Origin of the sequence: Pseudomonas sp. WS 5059 (assembly GCF_012985525.1) — a bacterium.
Taxonomy (GTDB): domain Bacteria; phylum Pseudomonadota; class Gammaproteobacteria; order Pseudomonadales; family Pseudomonadaceae; genus Aquipseudomonas.
The window spans coordinates 232,347-251,611 of the sequence record NZ_JAAQWO010000009.1 but is presented as its reverse complement, the minus strand read 5'-3'; the positions used below and the strand labels follow the sequence as shown (position 1 = coordinate 251,611).

The following is a 19,265-nucleotide window of genomic DNA, read 5'->3' as shown; positions in this document are numbered from 1 at the left end:
TGCCAATAACTAAACCAGGGAGTCACCCCATGCAGCGTCGTACGTTGTTGAAAGCCAGCCTCACCGCCGCCGCCGCGCTCAGCCTTCCGCTGAGCGTGCGCGGGGCATTCGCCGCCGAACCGTTTACCTTTTACGGCCTCAAGTCCATGTCTGGCGCCTTTGCCAGCTATGGCAAGTTTGCCGACATGGGTTCACGCCTGGCCGTGGCGCAGTACCCCGAGCTCCTCGGGCGCCCACTGAACTACAAGGTGATCGACACCGAAGGCAACGCCGGCAAGGCGGTGCGCAAGGTCCAGGAGGCGATTGGCCAGGACGGCGCGCGGTTCTTCCAGGGCTGCACCCTGTCGTCCTCGGCGCTGGCGGTGGCCAAGGAAGTCGATAAGGTTGGCGGGGTGTTCATGACCCCGGTAGGCGCCGATGAAGTCACCGGCAAGGACTGCAACGGCGCGACCTTCCGCTGGTCGGTGCCCACCTATGGCGCGATCCGCGAAACCCTGGTGCCGCTGATCAAGCTGCTGCCCGAGGCCAAGCGCTGGTACACCATCACCCCCCAATACGTGTTCGGCGAAGCCTTGCTCGAAGGCGCCAAGAGCGTGCTGGCCGAAAGCGGCCTGGAGCACGTGGGCAACAGCTATCACTCATTGCAGGAACAGGAATTTTCCGGCTACCTGACCAACGCCATCGCCGCCCGCCCCGATGTGCTGGTGTTGCTGAATTTCGGCAGCCAGTCCTCCAACACCCTGCGCCAGGCCGTCAACTTCGGTATCAAGGAGCGCATGAAAGTGCTGCTGGTGTGGTCCGCAGGACTCGATCAGTTCCAGGAACTGGGCAGCGATGTGCTCGAAGGCGTGTACCTCGGCGCGCAGTACTGGCACCAGGTCGACACCCCGCTCAACCGCGAACTGGTCAAGCTGACCCAGGCCAAGTACGGGATCAACCCCACCTACCCGCTGGCCGCCGACTACATCAGCACCAAGGTCATGCTCGACACCATCAAGGCCACCGGCAGCTTCGACGGCCCCACCGTGGCCAAGGCCATGCAGGGCCTGAGCTACGACGGCCCGACCGGCAAGGAAACGATCCGCGCCGGCGACCACCAGGTGATCAAGGATTACTACCTGCTGGTGGGCAAGGCCACGGGCGACATGGCCGACAAGGATGACCTGGCCAAAGTCCTCAGCGCCGGCCAGTCGTTCCCACCGGTAGAAGCCACGGGCTGCAAGCTCGGCTGATCCGCCCACTTTCACCGGTAACACACGACAGGGCCGTTGACCGCGGCCGCCTGTTGGAGGATTCCTGCATGCTCAATCTTTACCTGTTCCAGATTCTCAACGGCCTGGGCCTGGGGATGATCTACTTTCTGATTGCGGTCGGGCTGACGATCATTTTCGGCCTGTTGAACTTCGTCAACTTCGCCCACGGCGCGTTCTTTTTGCTGGGCGCGTACATCTGCTACACCGTCGTCAGCCTCACCGAAAGCTTCTGGCTGGCCCTGCTGATCGCGCCGCTGGTGGTGGCCGCACTGGCGTGGCTGATCGAGCGATTATTGATCCAGCGCATCTACCACCTGCCGCACATGTTCCAGATCCTCGTGACCCTGGGCATTGCGTTGATCATCCAGGAAGCCAGCGTGATGATCTGGGGCCCGGTGGGCAAGAGCGTCGCCGTGCCGGAACTGCTGCGCGGGGTACTGGTGGTCGGCGACTTCGTGTACCCCTACTACCGCCTGTTTTTGATTGTGTTCTCGGGGCTGGTGGGCCTGGGCCTGTGGCTGCTGCTGGAGCGCACGCGCTTTGGCGCCCTGGTGCGGGCCGGCAGTGAAAGCACCGAGACGGTATCCCTGCTTGGCACCAATATTTTCCGCCTGTTCTCCATGACCTTCGCCCTTGGCGTGGCCCTGGCCGGGATCGCCGGGGTGCTGTTTGCCCCGTTGCGCGGTGCCCAGCCCTTTGTCGGCCCGGAGATCCTCGGCATCGCCTTCGTGGTGGTGGTGATCGGCGGCATGGGTTCGTTCGGCGGCGCCCTGGTGGGCGGCCTGCTGGTGGGCGTGGTGCAGAGCCTGATGACCACCCTGTGGCCCCAAGGCGCGAGCCTGATGATCTACGGCGCCATGGCCGTGGTGATTCTGGTACGCCCTTATGGCCTGTTCGGGAGAGCTTGAGATGAGTGAGAAAAACCCCCTGCCGTTCGCCAAGACCCAATCCAGGGCCATGTTGCTGTGGGTGCTGGCGGTGTTGATCGGCCTGCCGTTGATCCTGCCCTCGGCGACCCTGGCCACCGAGATCCTGATCTTTGCCCTCGCCGCCCTGGCCTGCAACCTGTTGCTGGGCTACACCGGGCTGCTGTCGTTCGGCCAAGGCATCTTCTTCGGCGCCGGTGCCTATTGCGCCGCCTTGCTGATGATCCACCTGCAACTGGGCCTGTTCAGCGCGCTGCTCGGCGCGGCCCTGGTCGGCGGGTTCCTGGCCTTCCTGGTGGGCGCCCTGGCGATCCGCCGCACCGGCATCTACTTCGTGATGCTGACCTTGGCCTTCAGCCAGATGGCCTACTTCCTGGCCTACACCCTGAGCGACTGGACCGGCGGCGACAACGGCCTGCTCAGTGTGCCACGCCCGGAAATCCGCATCGGTGACACGGTGCTGCTGTCCCTGGCCGACGCCCGGGTGTTCTATGGCTTTGTCGCGGTGCTGTTCCTGCTGATCTTTATCGGCGCACGCCGGGTCATCGCGTCACCGTTCGGCAGCACGCTGATGGCGATCCGCGAAAACGAAACCCGCGCCTCGGCCATCGGCTACGACACGCGCCACTTCAAGATCCTGGTGTTTGTGCTGTCTGGCGCGGTCACCGGGATTGCCGGGGCGCTGTACGCCATGCTCCTGCACTTTGTGCCGCTGTCCAATATCGACCTGGTGATGTCGGAGAACATCCTGATCATGACCATCGTCGGCGGCACCGGCTCGCTGTTCGGCTCATTGCTGGGCGCCGGCTCCATTGTGCTGCTGGGGGACTTTCTCTCCGACCTGTGGCCACGCTGGCTGATGCTGCTGGGGGTGATCCTGATCCTGGTGGTGATCTTTATGCGCGGAGGCTTGTGGGGCGGCCTGTCGGCGCTGTTCGAACGTGTGCGTGGCAGCCGCAAGGCCGCCGTCGTGACCAAGGAGGAGCTGCTATGAGCATCCTGTTGGAAACCAAAGACCTGGAACTGGCCTACGGCGCCTTCCATGCCGTCAACGGCGTCAATCTCAAGGTCGAGGCCGGTACCATCCACACCATCATCGGCCCCAACGGTGCCGGCAAGACCAGCCTGTTTCACTGCCTGACCGGCGAGCGCCAGGCCACCGCAGGCGCAATCCACTTCGACGGCCAGAACCTGATGCGCAAACCGGCCCACGGCCGTGTGGGCCTGGGCATGGCCCGTTCGTTCCAGCTCACCAGCCTGTTCCAGAACCTCAGCGTGCGCGAAAACCTGCGCCTGGCCGCCCAGGGCCGTGACGGCGCACGGGCCCTGAACTTCTGGCGGCGGGTGGATAGCCAGCGCGAACACCTGGAGATGGCCGACCAGGTCCTGGAGCGCCTGCAACTCACCGCCCGCGCCGAGACCCTGGCCGGTGAACTGTCCCACGGCCAGCAACGGGTGCTGGAGGTGGGCATGTCGATCTGCTCCAAGCCCAAGCTGTTGATGCTCGACGAGCCCACTTCGGGCATGGGCATCGACGACATCCCGATCATGACCCAACTGATCAGCGACCTGGGCCGTGACCATACGGTGCTGCTGATCGAGCACAACATGAGCATCGTCATGTCCATCAGCCAACGCATCACCGTGATGAGCCACGGGCAGATCCTGGTCGAAGGCACACCGGAGTTCGTGCGCGCCGACGAACGCGTACGCACTGCTTACCTGGGAGAGGCCGCCTGATGCTGACCGTCGACAATATCCATTCCTACTACGACAAGAGCCACGTCCTGGAGGGCGTGTCCCTGACCGTCAACCCCGGCGAACTGGTGACCCTGCTCGGCCGTAACGGCGCCGGCAAGACCACCACCCTGCGCAGCATCCTGGGGATTATCTGCCCGCGCCAGGGGCAGATTCACTTCAACGGCAAACCGCTGGTGGGGCAGAAAATCTTTGAAATTGCCCGCCAGGGATTAGCGCTGGTGCCGGAGAACCGCGGGATCTTCCGCCTGCTCACGGTGGAAGAAAACCTGCGCATCGCCGTGCGCAAGACCAGCCGTTGGCAGATGGAGGACGTGTACGCGATGTTCCCGCGCCTCAAGGAGCGGCGCAAAAACGCCGGCCATGCGTTGTCCGGGGGCGAACAACAGATGCTGGCCATCGCCCGCGCCCTGCTCAACGATCCCAAGCTGCTGATCCTCGACGAACCCACCGAAGGCCTGGCCCCGGTGATCGTCGACGAACTGGTGAAGATCCTGCGCAAGATCAAGGAGGACGGCCTGCCGGTGTTGCTGGTGGAGCAGAACCTGTTGGTCTGCGACAAGCTTGCCGACCGCCACTACGTGCTCGAACAGGGCCGCGTGGTCTACGAAGGCAGCGCCGAGGCCTTTCGCGCCGACCCGACGATCAAGAACCGCTACCTGGCCCTGAGTGCCTGACCGGAGACTGCTGATGAATAGTTTTGCGCAACCGCTCAAGAGCAACGCCCCGCTGATCAACCGCGACCGCCTGTGGCAGTCGCTGATGGACCTGGCCCAACTCGGCGCCACGGCCAAGGGCGGCGTGTGCCGCCTGGCCCTGACCGACCTCGACCGCCAGGCCCGCGACCTGTTTGTGCAGTGGTGTACGGCGGCCGGGTGCAGCGTCACTGTGGATGCGATCGGCAATATTTTTGCCCGCCGCGCCGGACTTAACCCGTACCTGCCACCGGTGATGACCGGCAGCCATATCGACACCCAGCCCACCGGCGGCAAGTTCGACGGCTGCTATGGGGTGATGGCCGGCCTGGAAGTGATCCGCACCCTGAATGACTTGCAGATCCAGACCCAAGCGCCGATTGAAGTGGTGGTGTGGACCAACGAAGAAGGCTCGCGCTTCCCGCCGTGCATGATGGGTTCGGGAGTGTTTGCCGGCAAATTCGACCTGCAGGAGACCCTCGACAAGCAGGACGAGCAAGGCCTGTCGGTGGGCGCCGAGTTGCAGCGCATTGGCTACGCCGGCCCGCGCGCGGTACTCGGGCACCCGGTGGGCGCCTATTTCGAGGCGCATATCGAGCAGGGCCCGGTGCTGGAAGATCAGGCCATCACCCTTGGCGTGGTCATGGGCTGCCTGGGCCAGAAGTGGTTCGACCTGACGTTCACCGGCGTCGAGGCCCACGCCGGCCCCACGCCCATGCGCCTGCGCAAGGATGCTTTGGTGGGTGCCGCGCAGGTGGTCAGCGCGGTCAACCGCATTGCCCATCAACAGCAACCTCACGCCTGCGGCACGGTCGGCTGCCTGACCCTGCATCCGGGCTCGCGCAACGTGATCCCAGGCCAAGTGCAGATGACCATCGACCTGCGCCACCTGCATGCCGACAAGCTGCAGGCCATGGTCGATGAAGTGCGCCAGGTGATCGAGGCCACAGCCCAGCAGCATGGCTTGAGCTATGAACTGACGCCCACCGCCGACTTCCCACCGCTGGACTTTCATCCCACCTGCGTCAACGCCGTGCGCGATGCCGCCCAGGTGCTGGGCCTGAGCCACATGGACATTGTCAGCGGCGCCGGGCACGACGCAATTTTTGTCGCTGAACTGGGCCCGGCCGGGATGATTTTTGTGCCGTGCGAAGGCGGCATCAGCCACAACGAAATCGAAAATGCCGCGCCGGATGATTTGGCCGCCGGCTGCGCGGTGTTACTGCGGGCCATGGTCAACGCAGCCCAGGGAGGTCCCGCGGCATGACTGATATCGCCAACCTGACGGCCGTGCAACTGCTGGCACGCTACCGCGATAAAAGCCTGTCGCCGGTGGAAGTGACCGAAGACACGTTGCTGCGTATCGAGCGCTACAACCCGGTGGTCAACGCGTACTGCCACGTCGACCCCGAGGGCGCCTTGAACGCCGCACGGGCCTCGGAACAGCGCTGGTTCAAGGGCCAACCCTGCGGTGCGCTGGACGGAGTGCCGGCGTCGATCAAGGATTTGACCCTGACGGCCGGCATGCCCACGCGCAAGGGCTCACGCACCTCATCCGCCACCGGGCCGTGGGACGTCGATGCGCCTTTTTCGGCGTTTATGCGCAAGGCCGGTGCAGTGTTGCTGGGCAAGACCACCACCCCGGAATTCGGCTGGAAAGGCGTGACCGACAACCCGCTGTACGGCATCACCCGCAACCCCTGGGACACGCGCACCACGGCCGGTGGTTCGTCCGGCGGCGCGGGCGCGGCGGCGGCGCTGAACCTTGGCGTGTTGCACCAGGGCAGCGATGCCGGCGGCTCGATCCGCATTCCCTGCGCCTTTACCGGCACCTTCGGCATCAAGCCGACCTTTGGCTACGTGCCGCAATGGCCGGCCAGCTCGATGACGATCCTCTCGCACCTGGGACCGATGACCCGCACCGTGGAAGATGCAGTGCTGATGCTGCAAACCGTGGCCCAACCGGACGCCCGTGACGGCCTGATCGGCGCGCCGCGCAACACGCCATGGCTCACGCCGGGCACGGACCTCAAGGGCCTGCGCATCGCCTACAGCCCTGATTTTGGCTACGTGGACGTCGACCCGCAGGTGGCCAAGGTGGTCGCGCAGGCAGTCGCGGGCCTGGTGCAACTGGGGGCGCATGTGGAACAGATCGACCCGGGGTTCAGCGACCCGCTGGAGGTGTTCAACACCCTGTGGTTCGCCGGCGCGGCGCGCCTGACCGGGCAGTTGAGCGGCGCCCAGTGCGACCTGCTCGACCCCGGCCTGCTGCGCATTGCGCAACAGGGCGAACGCCTCAGCCTGGGCGACTTCAACGCGGCCCTGGAAGCCCGGGCGGCATTGGTGGCGCGCATGGCGGCGTTTCATGAGCACTACGACCTACTGGTCTCGCCGATGCTGCCGATCACCGCCTTTGATGCCGGGCATAACGTGCCACCGGGCTCTGGGCTGGGCGAATGGATGGAGTGGACGCCGTTCAGCTATCCGTTCAACCTCACCCAGCAGCCGGCGGCCTCGGTGCCGTGCGGGTTGGCGGCCAATGGATTGCCGGTGGGCTTGCATGTGGTGGGTGCGCGGTTTGCCGATGAGCAGGTGTTGCGGGTGTGCCAGGTATACGCCCAGGCATTCCCGACCCAGCACTTGCAGGCGCCGAAAGACTTGGGCTGACTCCCAAGCAAATGGGGGGGCTGGCTTGGCTGCGATGCGCATGGGTATCTACACAATTTTTTGATGGTTCTTGGGGTTGTGTACATATCCGTTGCTGCGGTCACGGCCACTTAGGGTTCCGCTCTTACAGCGGCTCACTTTTGAAGAGCGCAAAAGTAAGCAAAACGCTCTTGCCCCACCACTCGGTGCCTCGCCTAGGCTCGGCATGCCCGCAGTCAGGCATTGCTCCGTGGGCCCGCCGCGATCGGCCATCCATGGCCGTGTCGCGGCTACCCCGGCATCCTGCCGGGGTGCCCACTGCGCAATACCTGCCTGCGGCCATCGTGGTTTGACGGGGCGCCTGAGATCAAAAGCCAGATCAAAAGCAGGGCAACAGCAAAGCCAGAGCGCGAAGCTGCATTCCCCTGTAGGAGCTGGCTTGCCTGCGATGGCGGCAGGTCTGCCAACAGATTCATCGACTGATACACCGCTATCGCAGGCAAGCCAGCTCCTACAGGGTACGCGTACGCCTCGATGATCAGGTCGGCTGTCAGGCCGCCTCGCGTTGCTTGTGATTTTGATCTTAGGCGCCCCGTCAAACCACGCTGGCCGTCATCCGATATTGATTTGGGGGGTAACCCGGCAGGACGCCGGTTTAGCCGCGCTGGGCCATGGATGGCCCATCGCGGCGGCCCCCCAAATCAATGTCGGATGACGGGCACACCGAGCCTAGGCGAGGTGCCGAGTGGTGGGGCAAGAGCCCTTTGCTTACTTTGGGGCTTTTCCAAAGTGAGCCGCCGTAAGGGCGGAACCCTAAGTGGCCATGACCGCAGCAACGGATATGTACACACACCCAAAAGTGCGAGCGGCGTAGAGACTCATGCCCATCGCAGCCAAGCCAAACCAGCTCCCACATTGAAGCGCATTTCACAGACCGATATGCGATTGTCACACTACAATGCCCCTCCACCCCCTCCGGAGCCGACATGGACATCGAACTGGCACGCACTTTCCTCGAAATCACCCGCTGCGGCAGCCTGGCCGCAGCCGCCGAGAAGCTGCACGTCACCCAGACCGCCATCACCGCTCGCGTGCAAAAGCTCGAAAGCCAGCTCGACAGCACCCTGTTTGTGCGCAACCGCGCCGGGGCGCGGTTGACGGCCGATGGCGAGGCGTTTGTGGTGTATGCCAATCAACTGGTGCAAACCTGGGAAGCGGCGCGCCGTGACCTGCCGTTGCCCGAGGGTTATCGCAATGTGCTGCATATCGGCGGCGAAGTCAGCCTGTGCAACCCGTTGATGCTCGGTTGGGCCAAGGCCCTGCGCGAACACATCCCCAGCCATGCGCTGCGCACCGAAGTGCGTGACGGTGAATACCTGTTGCGCCAGCTGGAGTTGGGCGTGCTGGACGCCGCGCTGGTGTTCCAGCCGCAGTACTGGCCGGGGTTGCAGGTGGAGCAGGTGCTGGAGGAAAAACTGATCCTGGTGCGCCTGGCCAGCCGTACAGATCCCTATGTGTATATCGACTGGGGCCCGGGCTTTCGCCAGCAACACGACGCCGCCCTACCGGACAAGGCCCGCGCCGCCGTGAGTTTCAACCTCGGGCCGCTGGCCTTGCAGTACATCCTGGAGAATGGCGGCAGCGGTTATTTCCGCACGCGGGTGGTGCAGAGTTACCTTGAAAGCGGGGTGATGGAACGCGTGCCCAAGGCCCCGGAGTTCAGTTTCCCGACTTACCTTGTGTACTCGCGCGAGCGTGATTCGGCGATCCTGCAACAGGCCCTGGTGCTGCTGCGCGGGGTGGTCAAGGCCGAGAGCGATTGGTCACAGCGTTGGGATCCGGTGCTTTGAACCGGTGCCCATGTTAGCCTCCTGATGTTTTCTCCTGGTCCCACCTGCCGATGAACAAGAAAAAATCCGTCACCATCAGCGACATCGCCAAACGGGTCAACATGACCACCATCACGGTGTCGCGGGCGTTGAGCAAACCCGACCTGGTCAAGCCCGCCACCCTGGCGCGGATCCTTGAGGTGGCGCGCGAGCTGGACTACGTGCCCAACGCCTTCGCCCGCGGTCTCAAGCGCAGTGAAAGCCTGATCATCGGGGTGATCACCGCGTCAGTGGACAACCCGTTCTACAGCGAAATGATCAAGGCAATTTCCCGCGAGGCGAAAAAGCACGGCTACACCATCATGCTGGTGGACACCGACGAGCTGGAGGAATTGGAAAGCAAGGCCGTGGACACCCTGCTAGGTTATCGCGTGGCGGGGATCATCCTCTCGCCGGTCTCCGACGAGCCCGACTACCAGCCCGATTACCTGGAGCGCCTGGGCAACGGCAAGACCCCGGTGGTGCTGCTCGACCGCACGATCCACGACAGCCCGTTCAGCCGCGTGGTGCTGGACAACTACCACAGCGGGATCGAGGCCGCGCAGTACCTGTTGCGCCACAACCCTGCGCTCAAGCGCCTGCTGGTGCTGACCGGGCCCGAGCATTCGCGCATCACCGTAGAGCGCCTCAAGGGCCTGCGCGAAGTGCTCGCCGAGCATCCCCAGGTGCAGGTCCAAGTGTGCGCCGGCGACTACACCTTGATGCCCTCCTACCTGCACACCCTCGACTACCTGGCCGCCCACTGCGCGCCGGATGCGATCATGGGCTTCAACCAGTTGATCACCCTGGGCGCCCTGCGCGCCTTGCGCATGCACAATATCCCCCACGACAGCCTGACCATCTGCGGCATCGACCGCCTGCCGTTTGCCGATATCTTCGGCGTGCCGATTGCCTGCGTGGCCCACGATGCGTCGCTGGCCGGCAGCAGTGCGGTGCGCCTGTTGCTCGACCGCCTGCAAGACCCGTACAAACCCCGGGACAAGGTGGTGATCGCCGGCAAGCTGGAGAACGGCTAGCGGCTGGTGTAGCCGCCATCGATCGGCAGGCTGACCCCGCTGATCATGCTCGCCGCGTCACTCAACAAAAACAGCACCGGCAACGCCACTTCCCGGGGTTGGGCAAAGCGCCCCAGGGGAATCGCCGCCAGGGCCGGGTCGCGCTTGGCCGGGTCGGCCCAGGCCTGTTGCGCCATGGGCGTGAGGGTCACGGTGGGGTTGACGCTGTTGACCCGGATCCCGAAACGTCCCCATTCGGCACATTGCACACGGGTGATCGCATCCAGGGCGGCCTTGGACGCGCAATAGCCCAGATGATCGTCCAGCGCCACCAGCGAGGCCTGGCTGGAGACGTTGACGATACTGCCGGCGATACCTGCCGCAATCATCGCCGCCGCCACCCGGCTGGCGACTTGCGCGGCGGCGCGGGCGTTGACGTTCATCACGTGGTCGAAGGCGGCGCTGCTGATCGCCGCTGCCGGTTCCAGGCGCGAGATCCCGGCGCAATTGACCAGGCCGTGCATCGGCGGCAGGTCCTTCAGGGCCAGGTCCAGGGCGGCGCTGTTGGCGATGTCCAGGCACAGGGTTTCACAGCCCAATAGGGACAGGGCCTGGGCGTCACGGCCGATGGCGCAGACCTGGGCGCCGCTGGCGATCAGTTGCAGGGCGATTTCCCGGCCAATGCCGCTGGTGGCGCCGGTGACGAGGATGCGTTGGTGGGTGAAATCGAAGGTGGTGGTCATCAATGAATATCCCAAAGCAATAGAGAGCTCATGTGGGAGCTGGCTTGCCGGCGATGGCGGCGTGTGCGCCAACACATTGGTGACCGATACACCGCTATCGCAGGCAAGCCAGCTCTCACATTTTGGTCCGTGTTCACTTAACTCGTTTGCAGGCTGTGCATCACCGGCTTGAGTGCCGGATACAGCTTCAGGTAGTCCGCAAACGCCCGGTCATACGCCTGTACATTCTCAGCCCCAGGCTCAGCCCGCAGCTCCAACTGCACCCACCCCTGCGCCATCTGCCCCTCGTCCACCAACCCCACCGCATGCGCCGCCAACAACGCCGCGCCCAGCGCCGCCTCCACTTCCTGGACGATGGTGTACACCGGGTAACAGGTGACATCCGCGATAATCTGCATCCACAAATCCGAATGGCTCGCGCCACCCACCACGATCAGCCGAGGGTCCAGTGAATGGGCGCCGCGCATGCCCGCCTCGATGTTGTGCCGCAGGGCAAAACTCACGCCTTCGAGCACCGCGCGGTACAGGTGGATGCGGCTGTGATACAGGTTCAGGCCGACAAAACTGCCGCTGGCCTGGTCATCCCACACCGGGCTGCGCTCACCCATCAGGTACGGCAAAAACAACAGCCCTTCACTGCCCGCCGGGATCTGGCGCGCGCTCTGTTCCAGCAGCCACAGGCTGTCCTGGCCGGTGTCCCGCGCCTGTTGCTCCTCGGCCTGGCAGAACTGCTCGCGAAACCAGCTCACCGAGGCCCCGGCGGTAATCGCGCCGCCAAAGATGTACAGGTCCTGCTGGCCGTTGTAGACATGGGGCATGCTCACCAGGCCATGCCGGGCATCCACCTGCTGGTTGAGGTAGCCCCAGCACATGCTGGTGCCGATCATCGCCACGTGGTTGCCCGGCTGGGTGACACCGGCCGCCAGGGTCGCCATGGCCGCATCGACGCCCCCGGCCAGCACCGGCATGCCCGCCGCCAGGCCCAGGCGTTGTGCCCATTCCGGCAGCAGGCCGCCCACCACTTCGCCCGAATACAGCAGGCGCTCGGGCATCATCGCCAACGGGATATCCAGCGCCGCCAGCATCTCGGCCGACCAGCCGCGCGCCACCACGTCGTAGACCCCGCCGATATTGCCGGCGCTGCTGTGATCCACCGCCACCTCACCGGTCAGGCAGTAATTGATGTAGCTGTTGGGCGGCAACAGGTAGCGGGTGTTGGCCCAGACCTCGGGCTGGTGCTGCTTGAGCCAGAGCATTTTGGTGAAACCGTAGTAGCTGTCCAGCGAGTTGCCGGTGACCGCGAACAGGCGCTCCAGGTCGACCTGCTCGCGCACCCAGGCCACCTGTTCGCCGGCGCGGCGGTCCATCCAGATCAGGCAGGGGTGCAACGGTTTCATGGCGCCATCCACGGCTATCCCCGAGCCGCCGTACAGGCTGCTGATGCACAGCGCCTTGACCTGTTCTTTGGCGACCCCGGCCTTGCCCATGCACTCGGCCACACAGGCCTGCACCGCGTCCAGCCAGACCTGTGGCCATTGCTCGGCCCAGCGCACTTTTGGCGTGTCCACGCGATAGCCCTGGCTGTGCTGGGCGATGATCCGCCCCTCGCCATCCACTAACAGCGCCTTGGTGCTCTGGGTGCCAATGTCCACGCCAATCACGTATTTCATACTCATTGCCCCGGCTTGAGCAGCACCTTGATCGACTTCACCGAGTTGGCCAGGTCGAACGCTTCGGCCCAGTTATCCAGCGGAAAGTCATGAGTGACGATGCCCTTGGACGTCACCAGGCCACGCTCGAACAGGTCGATGGCCACCGGGTAGCAATACGGCCCCAGGTGCGCGCCGCGTACGTCCAGTTCCTTGCGGTCGCCAATGATTGACCAGTCGGCACTGGTCTCGGCGCCGAACACACTGAACTCGACAAAACGCCCCAGCTTGCGGATCAACTCCAGGCCCTGGGTCACGCCGGCCGGCACGCCGGTGGTCTCGATATACACGTCGCAGCCGTAGTTGTCGGTCAGGCCATTGATGATCGCGCGGGCGTCGTCCCGGGCGGGGTTGATCACTACATCGGCGCCGTATTTCTTCGCCAACTCCAGGCGTTCGTCGACCATGTCGATCACTACCAGTTTTTTCGGGGTCTTCAGCGCAGCCACCTGCACCATGCACAGGCCCAGGGTACCGGCGCCGGCAATCACCACCACGTCATCGAGTTGCAGGTCGCCACGGTTGACCGTATGGATCGCGCAGGCCATGGGCTCGATCAACGCCGAATCCTCCAGGGACACCGCCTCGGGAATCTTGTGCACGATGGCGGTCTTGGGGATGCGCATGTACTGGGCCATGCCGCCTTCGGCCACTTCGCGCTGGAAGCCGAAGATGTTGTGCACCTCGCACATCCAGTACTTGCCGGACTTGCAGAAGCGGCACTTGCCACAGGGCACGATCTGCTCGGCGATCACCTTGTCGCCGACCTTGACCTCGAAGTGTTCCTCGGCGCCCTCGCCCACTTGCTCCACATAGCCGAAAAACTCATGCCCCGGCACCACCGGCGCCTTGACCCACGGGTTATCGCCGCCCCAGAACATCGCCGCGCCCGAGTGGCATTTGCAGTCACTGGCGCAGATCCCGCAGGCGGCAATGCGGATCACCAGTTCATTGGGCCGCGCCTGGGGTTTGCTGATGCGCTCCAGGCGGTAGTCTTTGGGGCCGTGGCAGACGACGGCTTGCATTTGGGTGTGCTTATCCATGAGGTACTGACCTTTATTGAAGATGAGAGAGCCCGTCGCGGCCACGGCGGCCGCGTTGAGGTACTGCGTTTTTTTACTTGTGGCGCTGACGGCTGATAAAGATCGCCAGCAAAATAATTGCGCCCTTGATCACGCTCTGCACATAGGGCGAGACCCCGAGCATGTTCAGGCCATTGTTCAACACGCCCAGCAGCATGGCGCCAAGCAAGGTGCCGACAATCACCCCGCGCCCACCGGCAATCGAGGCACCGCCCAGGACCACCGCGGCAATCGCATCCAGCTCAAAACCGATGCCGGCGTTGGGCTGGCCGCTCATCAGGCGTGAGGTCAGCACCAGCCCGGCAATCGCTGCGGTCAAGCCGCTGATGCCATACACCAGCAATTTGAAACGCGCCGCGCGCACCCCGGACAGGCGCACCGCTTCTTCGTTGCCGCCAATGGCGTAGATGTAGCGACCGATGCGCGTGTGTTGCAGCAGCACATAGGCCACCAGGTAGGTGACCAGCATGATCAGGATCGGCACCTGGATCCCCAGCAGGCTGGCGCGACCAAAGAAGCCGAACCACTCCGGCAGCCCGGAAATCGGGTAGCCATCGGTGTACATCAGGCCAAAGCCACGGGCGATGCCCATGGTCGCCAGGGTGACGATGATCGGCGGCATATGCAGGTACGCCACGAACAACCCGTTGCCGATACCAAACGCCACGCCAATCAGCAGCCCGGCGCCAATCGCCAGGCCCGGCGGCAGGCCCGCGACCATCAGCCCGGCGGTCAAGGTGCCGGACAAGGCCATCACCGGCCCCACCGACAAGTCGATGCCACCGGTGAGGATCACGCAGGTCATGCCCACCGCGATGATCGCGTTGATCGACACCTGACGGGCGATGTTGGACAGGTTGCTGGCGGTGAGGAAGTTATCGCTGGCCACGATCATCACCGCCGTGACCAACAACAGCCCGATAAACGGATAAAACGCCGGCGAGCGCACCAGCCGCGCCAGGTTCGGGCGTAGCCCCTGGGTGCCTGCGCGGTTAATGGACGTATTCACTTGAGCCCCCTGTTGCATGGCGCATGACCTCTTGTGGGTTGACGGCAGACGCTTCCAGTACCTTGACGATGGCGCCCTTGTGGAACACGGCGACGCGGTCGCACATGCCGATGATTTCCGGCAGTTCGGAGGAAATCATGATGATTGCGTAGCCTTGCTCGGTGAGTTTGCGCATCAGCGCGTAGATCTGCGCCTTGGCGCCGACGTCGATGCCACGGGTGGGTTCGTCGAATACCAGCACGTCGCAGTGATGGTTGATCCAGCGCGCGATCACCACTTTTTGCTGGTTGCCGCCACTGAGGTTGAATACCCGGCTTTCGCCGCTCGGCGCCTTGATCGACAGCTGCTGCATCAGCTCATCGACACTGGCGCACTCCTTGCCCTTGTCGATCAGGCCGCTGGCGCCCTGGTACTTGTGCAGGTTGTTGATAGAGATGTTTTCACGAATGCTGAAATCGGTGATCAGGCCCTCGCTCTTGCGGCTTTCCGGCAACAGGCCGATCCCATGGGCCAGGGCCTGGGCCGGGTCGTCGAGGCTGACCTTTACCCCGCGCAGCCATACGTCCTTGGTCACCGACGCCAGCGCGCCCATCATGCCCAGGGCCAGCTCGGTGCGGCCCGAGCCGACCAGCCCGGCAAAACCGAGGATCTCGCCCTGGTGCAGTTGGAAGCTATTGTGCGGGCCATTGCGCTTGAGCTGGATGTCCTTGACCTCCAGCAGCAACGGCCCGCGCTCGGTGCTGGGTTTGGCTGGGAAACTGCACTCCAAGCGCCGGCCGACCATCATTTCCACCAGGCGGTCGATGTCGCTGTCGGCCACGTCGGTGACGCCGGCATTGCCGCCGTCGCGCAACACGCTGATGCGGTCGCACACCTGGAAAATTTCTTCCAGGTGATGGGAGATGAAAATCACCGCCACACCCTGGCGCTTGAGTTCGCGCATGATCTCGAACAGCAGTTCGGCCTCGCTTGGCGTGAGGGTCGCGGTGGGTTCATCGAGCACCAGCAGCCGCGCATCCAGGGCCAGGGCCTTGGCGATCTCGACAAACTGCTGCTCGGCCACGCTCAGGTGCTTGACCGGGCATTGCAGGTCGATGCTCACCCCAAGCCGTTGGAACAGTGCCTGGGCGGCTTGCTGCATATCGCGCTTGCGCAGCAGGCCGAAGCGGTTGTTCAGTTCATGGCCGAGGAAGATGTTTTCTACCGCCGTGAGGTAGGGAATCAGGCTGAACTCCTGGAACACAATGCCGATGCCGGCGGCAATCGCATCACGATAGGTCGCGAACTGCTGCGCCTGGCCATCGATCAGGATGCGCCCTTCGTCCTGGTGCTCGACCCCGCCGAGGATTTTCATCAGGGTCGATTTACCCGCGCCATTTTCCCCGAGCAAGGCATGAATCTCGCCACGCTCCACTTGCAGGTTGATGGACTTGAGGGCCTGCACCCCGGGGTAGCGTTTACAGATGTTTTCCAGTTGCAAAAGACTGCTCATGCCGCCGACCTCTCGTTCAGAAGGGAGCCCCGCGCCCCACGATTGACGCGGGGCGTGGACGGTTTACCAGCTGAAGTCCTTGGCCTTGGCCTGGTCGATCAGGGCGATATCCACCGGGATACTGGCGGGCACGTGTGAGCCCCACTTCTTGGCCAGGGCAATGCCCAGGGCCAGGCGGATCTGGTCGCGCGGGTACTGCGCCGAGGTGGCGATGAACTTGCTGCCCGGCTTGAGGATGGCCTTGATCGCTTCCGGCGCACCATCGACGCTGACCAGCTTGACGTCCATGCCGCTGGCCTCGATGGCCGACAGTGCGCCGAGGGAGCCGTTGTCATTGACGCTGAAAATCCCCTTGAGGGTGGGCTGGGCCTGGAGCATGTTTTCGGTGACGGTCAGCGCCTGGTCACGCTCTTGCTTGCCGTTCTGGATGCTGACGATCTTGATATCCGGATGCTTGGCCACGGCCTCCTTGCAGCCGCGGACCCGCTCCAGGATCGGCACTACGGCAATGCCGTCGAGGATCGCGATATTGCCTTTGTCACCGATGTTCTTGGCCAGGTATTCACAGGCCTGGAAACCGGCGTCGAAGTTCTTTGAGCCGACGAAGGAATCCAGCGGGCCATCGGCCTGGGCATCCACCGCCACCACCACGACACCTGCTGCGTGGGCCGACTTGACGGCGGACTGCACGCCAACCGAATCCGTGGGGTTGATCAGCAGGATATCGATGCCCTTTTGCAGCATGTCTTCGACGTCACTGACTTGCTTGGACACATCGTGGCGGGCATCGGTGATGATCAATTGCGCACCGATGGTCGCCGCCGCTTCTTGCAGGGCGTCTTTCATGGTGACGAAGTACGGGTTGTTGATTTCCTGGAAGGATGCGCCGATGCGCATGGGGGCAGGTTTGGTGTCGGCCAGGGCGACGGTGGAGATGCTTAAAGCCAACAAACACAGGGTTTTGCGAAGCATTTTCATGGCGTGGGTCTCTGTTTTGTTTTTATTTTTAGAGCAAATGTTATCGTTAACATTTTGCCAGAAGCTAACAAGGAAATGAGGCTGGCGCAAGCCCCTTGCGCTTTCCCTGTAGGAGCCGGCTTGCTGGCGATGGTCTTTCACGATGACGGGGCATTATTTGACGTTGTGGGTGTTCTGGCTGGCGCCATCGCCGGCAAGCCGGCTCCTACAGGGGCAAGCTCAGTTCGCAAAATCGGCAGGCCGGGCTAAGCTCACTCACCAATAAAAAATACAACAGGCTGCGCCATGACCCATCCCACCGAGGCCTTTCGCCACCGCTACCGTGCCGCGGTCCATCCGCGCTACAACCCGTGGCTGCATGCCGGTTTTGTGCTGATCTACGGTTTGTTCTGCATCCTCCTGGCCTGGGGCAGCACCCAGCACATCCAGGCCTGGGAATGGCTGACCATTCCCCTGACACTGGTGTTTTTCAATCTGTGCATCTACCTCGTCCACCGTCACCTCGGCCATCATAAACACGGCCTCGCCAAGCTGTTCTATGCGCGCCATACCGGCGACCACCACAGCTTTTTCACCCCCGGCCATATGACCTATGACAGCCCCAGGGATTGGCGGGTGATCCTGTTTCCGGCCTGGTTGATCGTCCTCCACAGCCTGGCCATCACCCTCCCCGCCTGGTGGCTGCTCAAGCAGTTCAACCCCAACGTCGCCGGGTTGTTCGCCGGGTGCATGATCCTCGGTTACCTGCTCTACGAAACCTTCCACGCCTGCGAGCACCTGCCTGCCGCGCATCCCCTGGCCCGCTTGCCGTGGATCCGGCACATGCACCAGCTGCACGCACTGCATCACCGCCGTGAGTTGATGCAAGGGCGCAACTTCAACATCGTGCTGCCGCTGATGGACTATCTGTTCGGCACGTTGCACTGGGAGCCCGCCACACCCTCCTCCAAAGACCCGCGGGAAGCACCATGAGCCAAACAATCCGTCATCTGCTGTTGCTGGTGTTGATCCTTGTCGCCGCCTTTTTGCTGCTGATGCCCACCGAGGTGCAGCCAGTCAATTGGGCTGCGCCCAAGGCGCCATCCATGCAGGATGGGCCCTACAGCGAAAACCAGCGCCTGAAGGATGTCCAGCGGGTTGGTGCCCAGGGCATCGCCGGGCCCGAGGCGTTGCTGGTGGATGCCCAGGGTTTACTGGTTACCGGCCTGCATGACGGGCGAATCATCCGCACCGCGCCAGACAGCAACACCCTGGACGTGCTGGTCAACACCGGCGGCCGCCCGCTGGGCCTGGCGCAGCATCCGGACGGGCGCCTGATCATTGCCGATGGGGTCAAGGGCCTGCTGGCATTGGACGGCCAGCGCCAACTGAGCACCCTGAGCACCAGTGCCAATGGCCTGCCCTTCGGCTTTACCGATGATGTAACGGTGGATGCTGCCGGGCGCTACGCCTACTTCAGCGACGCGTCGAGCCGCTGGGGCTATGGCCAGGATGGTGAAGCGGTGATCGAGCACGGGGGCGATGGCCGGTTGTTGCGTTATGACTTCAGCAACGGCCAGACCGAGGTGCTGCTGGACCACCTGCAATTTGCCAACGGCGTGGCGCTGGGGCCGGATGAAAGCTATGTGCTGGTCAATGAAACCGGGGCCTATCGCATCAGCCGCTTTTGGCTCAAGGGCGACAAGGCTGGCACCCACGATCTGTTTATCGACAACCTGCCGGGGCTGCCGGACAACCTCACCTTCAACGGCCGGGATCGGTTCTGGGTGGCGCTGTATTCGCCGCGTAACCCCCTGCTCGATGGCTTGGCCGGTTACCCCGCGATACGCAAGATGATGGTGCGGGCGCTGATGGTGGTGCCCAAGCCCATCGAGCGCAAAGCCTTTGTGCTGGGGTTGGATGTGCATGGCCAGGTGGTCGCCAACCTGCAGGATGGTAGCGCGGGCAACTACTCACCCATTACCAGCGCCCGCGAACACGGTGAATGGCTGTACCTGGGCTCGCTGAAGAACACCAGCATGGCCCGCTTGCCGCTGAAACTGGCCCTGTAGAAGCTGGCTTGCCGGCGGGCGCCGGCAAGCCGCTTTCTG

General features: G+C 63.6%; 17 protein-coding genes. 11 read left to right on the top strand and 6 right to left on the bottom strand.

The features are described 5' to 3' along the window. Positions 1–29: 29 nt before the first annotated feature. From HBO12_RS25055 to HBO12_RS25015, 9 genes are all read left to right on the top strand, one after another. Entirely contained in the window at positions 30–1,232 is a 1,203-nt protein-coding gene (locus HBO12_RS25055; protein ID WP_169956852.1) for an ABC transporter substrate-binding protein, read from the top strand. A 68-nt stretch (positions 1,233–1,300) separates the two neighbouring features. Continuing rightward, positions 1,301–2,161, top strand: a complete 861-nt coding sequence (locus HBO12_RS25050) for a branched-chain amino acid ABC transporter permease (RefSeq protein WP_169956854.1) — start codon at positions 1,301–1,303, stop codon at positions 2,159–2,161. A gap of 1 nt (position 2,162) precedes the next feature. Further along, on the top strand, positions 2,163–3,173 hold the full coding sequence (locus HBO12_RS25045; protein ID WP_170043527.1) for a branched-chain amino acid ABC transporter permease: 1,011 nt from the start codon (positions 2,163–2,165) through the stop codon (positions 3,171–3,173). Then, positions 3,170–3,919 (top strand): ABC transporter ATP-binding protein, encoded by a 750-nt coding sequence (locus HBO12_RS25040; protein WP_169956856.1) that lies wholly within the window; start codon positions 3,170–3,172, stop codon positions 3,917–3,919. Before HBO12_RS25045 ends, HBO12_RS25040 begins: the two co-directional genes overlap by 4 nt. Continuing rightward, positions 3,919–4,614, top strand: coding sequence for an ABC transporter ATP-binding protein (locus HBO12_RS25035; RefSeq protein WP_169956857.1), 696 nt, complete (start codon positions 3,919–3,921; stop codon positions 4,612–4,614). The genes HBO12_RS25040 and HBO12_RS25035 overlap by 1 nt, the downstream gene beginning before the upstream one ends. A gap of 13 nt (positions 4,615–4,627) precedes the next feature. Next, positions 4,628–5,899, top strand: coding sequence for a Zn-dependent hydrolase (locus tag HBO12_RS25030; protein ID WP_170043526.1), 1,272 nt, complete (start codon positions 4,628–4,630; stop codon positions 5,897–5,899). Beyond that, positions 5,896–7,299 (top strand): amidase, encoded by a 1,404-nt coding sequence (locus HBO12_RS25025; RefSeq protein ID WP_170043525.1) that lies wholly within the window; start codon positions 5,896–5,898, stop codon positions 7,297–7,299. Before HBO12_RS25030 ends, HBO12_RS25025 begins: the two co-directional genes overlap by 4 nt. A 965-nt stretch (positions 7,300–8,264) precedes the next feature. Then, positions 8,265–9,128 carry a LysR family transcriptional regulator gene (locus HBO12_RS25020; protein ID WP_170043524.1) on the top strand — a complete coding sequence of 288 codons (864 nt, stop codon included), beginning with the start codon at positions 8,265–8,267 and terminating at the stop codon, positions 9,126–9,128. A gap of 50 nt (positions 9,129–9,178) precedes the next feature. Further along, positions 9,179–10,183, top strand: a complete 1,005-nt coding sequence (locus tag HBO12_RS25015; protein WP_169956861.1) for a LacI family DNA-binding transcriptional regulator — start codon at positions 9,179–9,181, stop codon at positions 10,181–10,183. Here the strand turns inward: HBO12_RS25015 and HBO12_RS25010 are convergent. From HBO12_RS25010 to HBO12_RS24985, 6 genes are all read right to left on the bottom strand, one after another. Beyond that, on the bottom strand, positions 10,180–10,905 hold the full coding sequence (locus HBO12_RS25010) for an SDR family oxidoreductase (RefSeq protein WP_170043523.1): 726 nt from the start codon (positions 10,903–10,905) through the stop codon (positions 10,180–10,182). The two genes, HBO12_RS25015 and HBO12_RS25010, sit on opposite strands and share 4 nt — an antisense overlap. 137 nt (positions 10,906–11,042) lie before the next feature. Then, positions 11,043–12,575, bottom strand: a complete 1,533-nt coding sequence (locus HBO12_RS25005) for an FGGY-family carbohydrate kinase (RefSeq protein WP_170043549.1) — start codon at positions 12,573–12,575, stop codon at positions 11,043–11,045. Positions 12,576–12,577: 2 nt separating this feature from the next. After that, positions 12,578–13,657 (bottom strand): alcohol dehydrogenase catalytic domain-containing protein, encoded by a 1,080-nt coding sequence (locus HBO12_RS25000; protein WP_170043522.1) that lies wholly within the window; start codon positions 13,655–13,657, stop codon positions 12,578–12,580. A gap of 73 nt (positions 13,658–13,730) precedes the next feature. Then, complete coding sequence (locus HBO12_RS24995; protein ID WP_169956864.1) at positions 13,731–14,723, bottom strand: ABC transporter permease; 993 nt, start codon at positions 14,721–14,723, stop codon at positions 13,731–13,733. Continuing rightward, entirely contained in the window at positions 14,689–16,197 is a 1,509-nt protein-coding gene (locus HBO12_RS24990) for a sugar ABC transporter ATP-binding protein (protein ID WP_169956865.1), read from the bottom strand. Before HBO12_RS24990 ends, HBO12_RS24995 begins: the two co-directional genes overlap by 35 nt. Before the next feature lie 63 nt (positions 16,198–16,260). Next, entirely contained in the window at positions 16,261–17,175 is a 915-nt protein-coding gene (locus HBO12_RS24985) for a substrate-binding domain-containing protein (protein ID WP_169956866.1), read from the bottom strand. Between the two features lie 285 nt (positions 17,176–17,460). On the opposite strand from HBO12_RS24985, the gene HBO12_RS24980 reads away from it, so the two are divergent. Next, positions 17,461–18,147, top strand: coding sequence for a sterol desaturase family protein (locus tag HBO12_RS24980; protein WP_170043521.1), 687 nt, complete (start codon positions 17,461–17,463; stop codon positions 18,145–18,147). After that, the gene (locus tag HBO12_RS24975) at positions 18,144–19,226 is read left to right on the top strand and encodes an SMP-30/gluconolactonase/LRE family protein (protein WP_169956868.1); all 1,083 of its coding nucleotides are present in this window, start codon (positions 18,144–18,146) and stop codon (positions 19,224–19,226) included. Before HBO12_RS24980 ends, HBO12_RS24975 begins: the two co-directional genes overlap by 4 nt. The last annotated feature ends 39 nt before the right edge of the window (positions 19,227–19,265 follow it).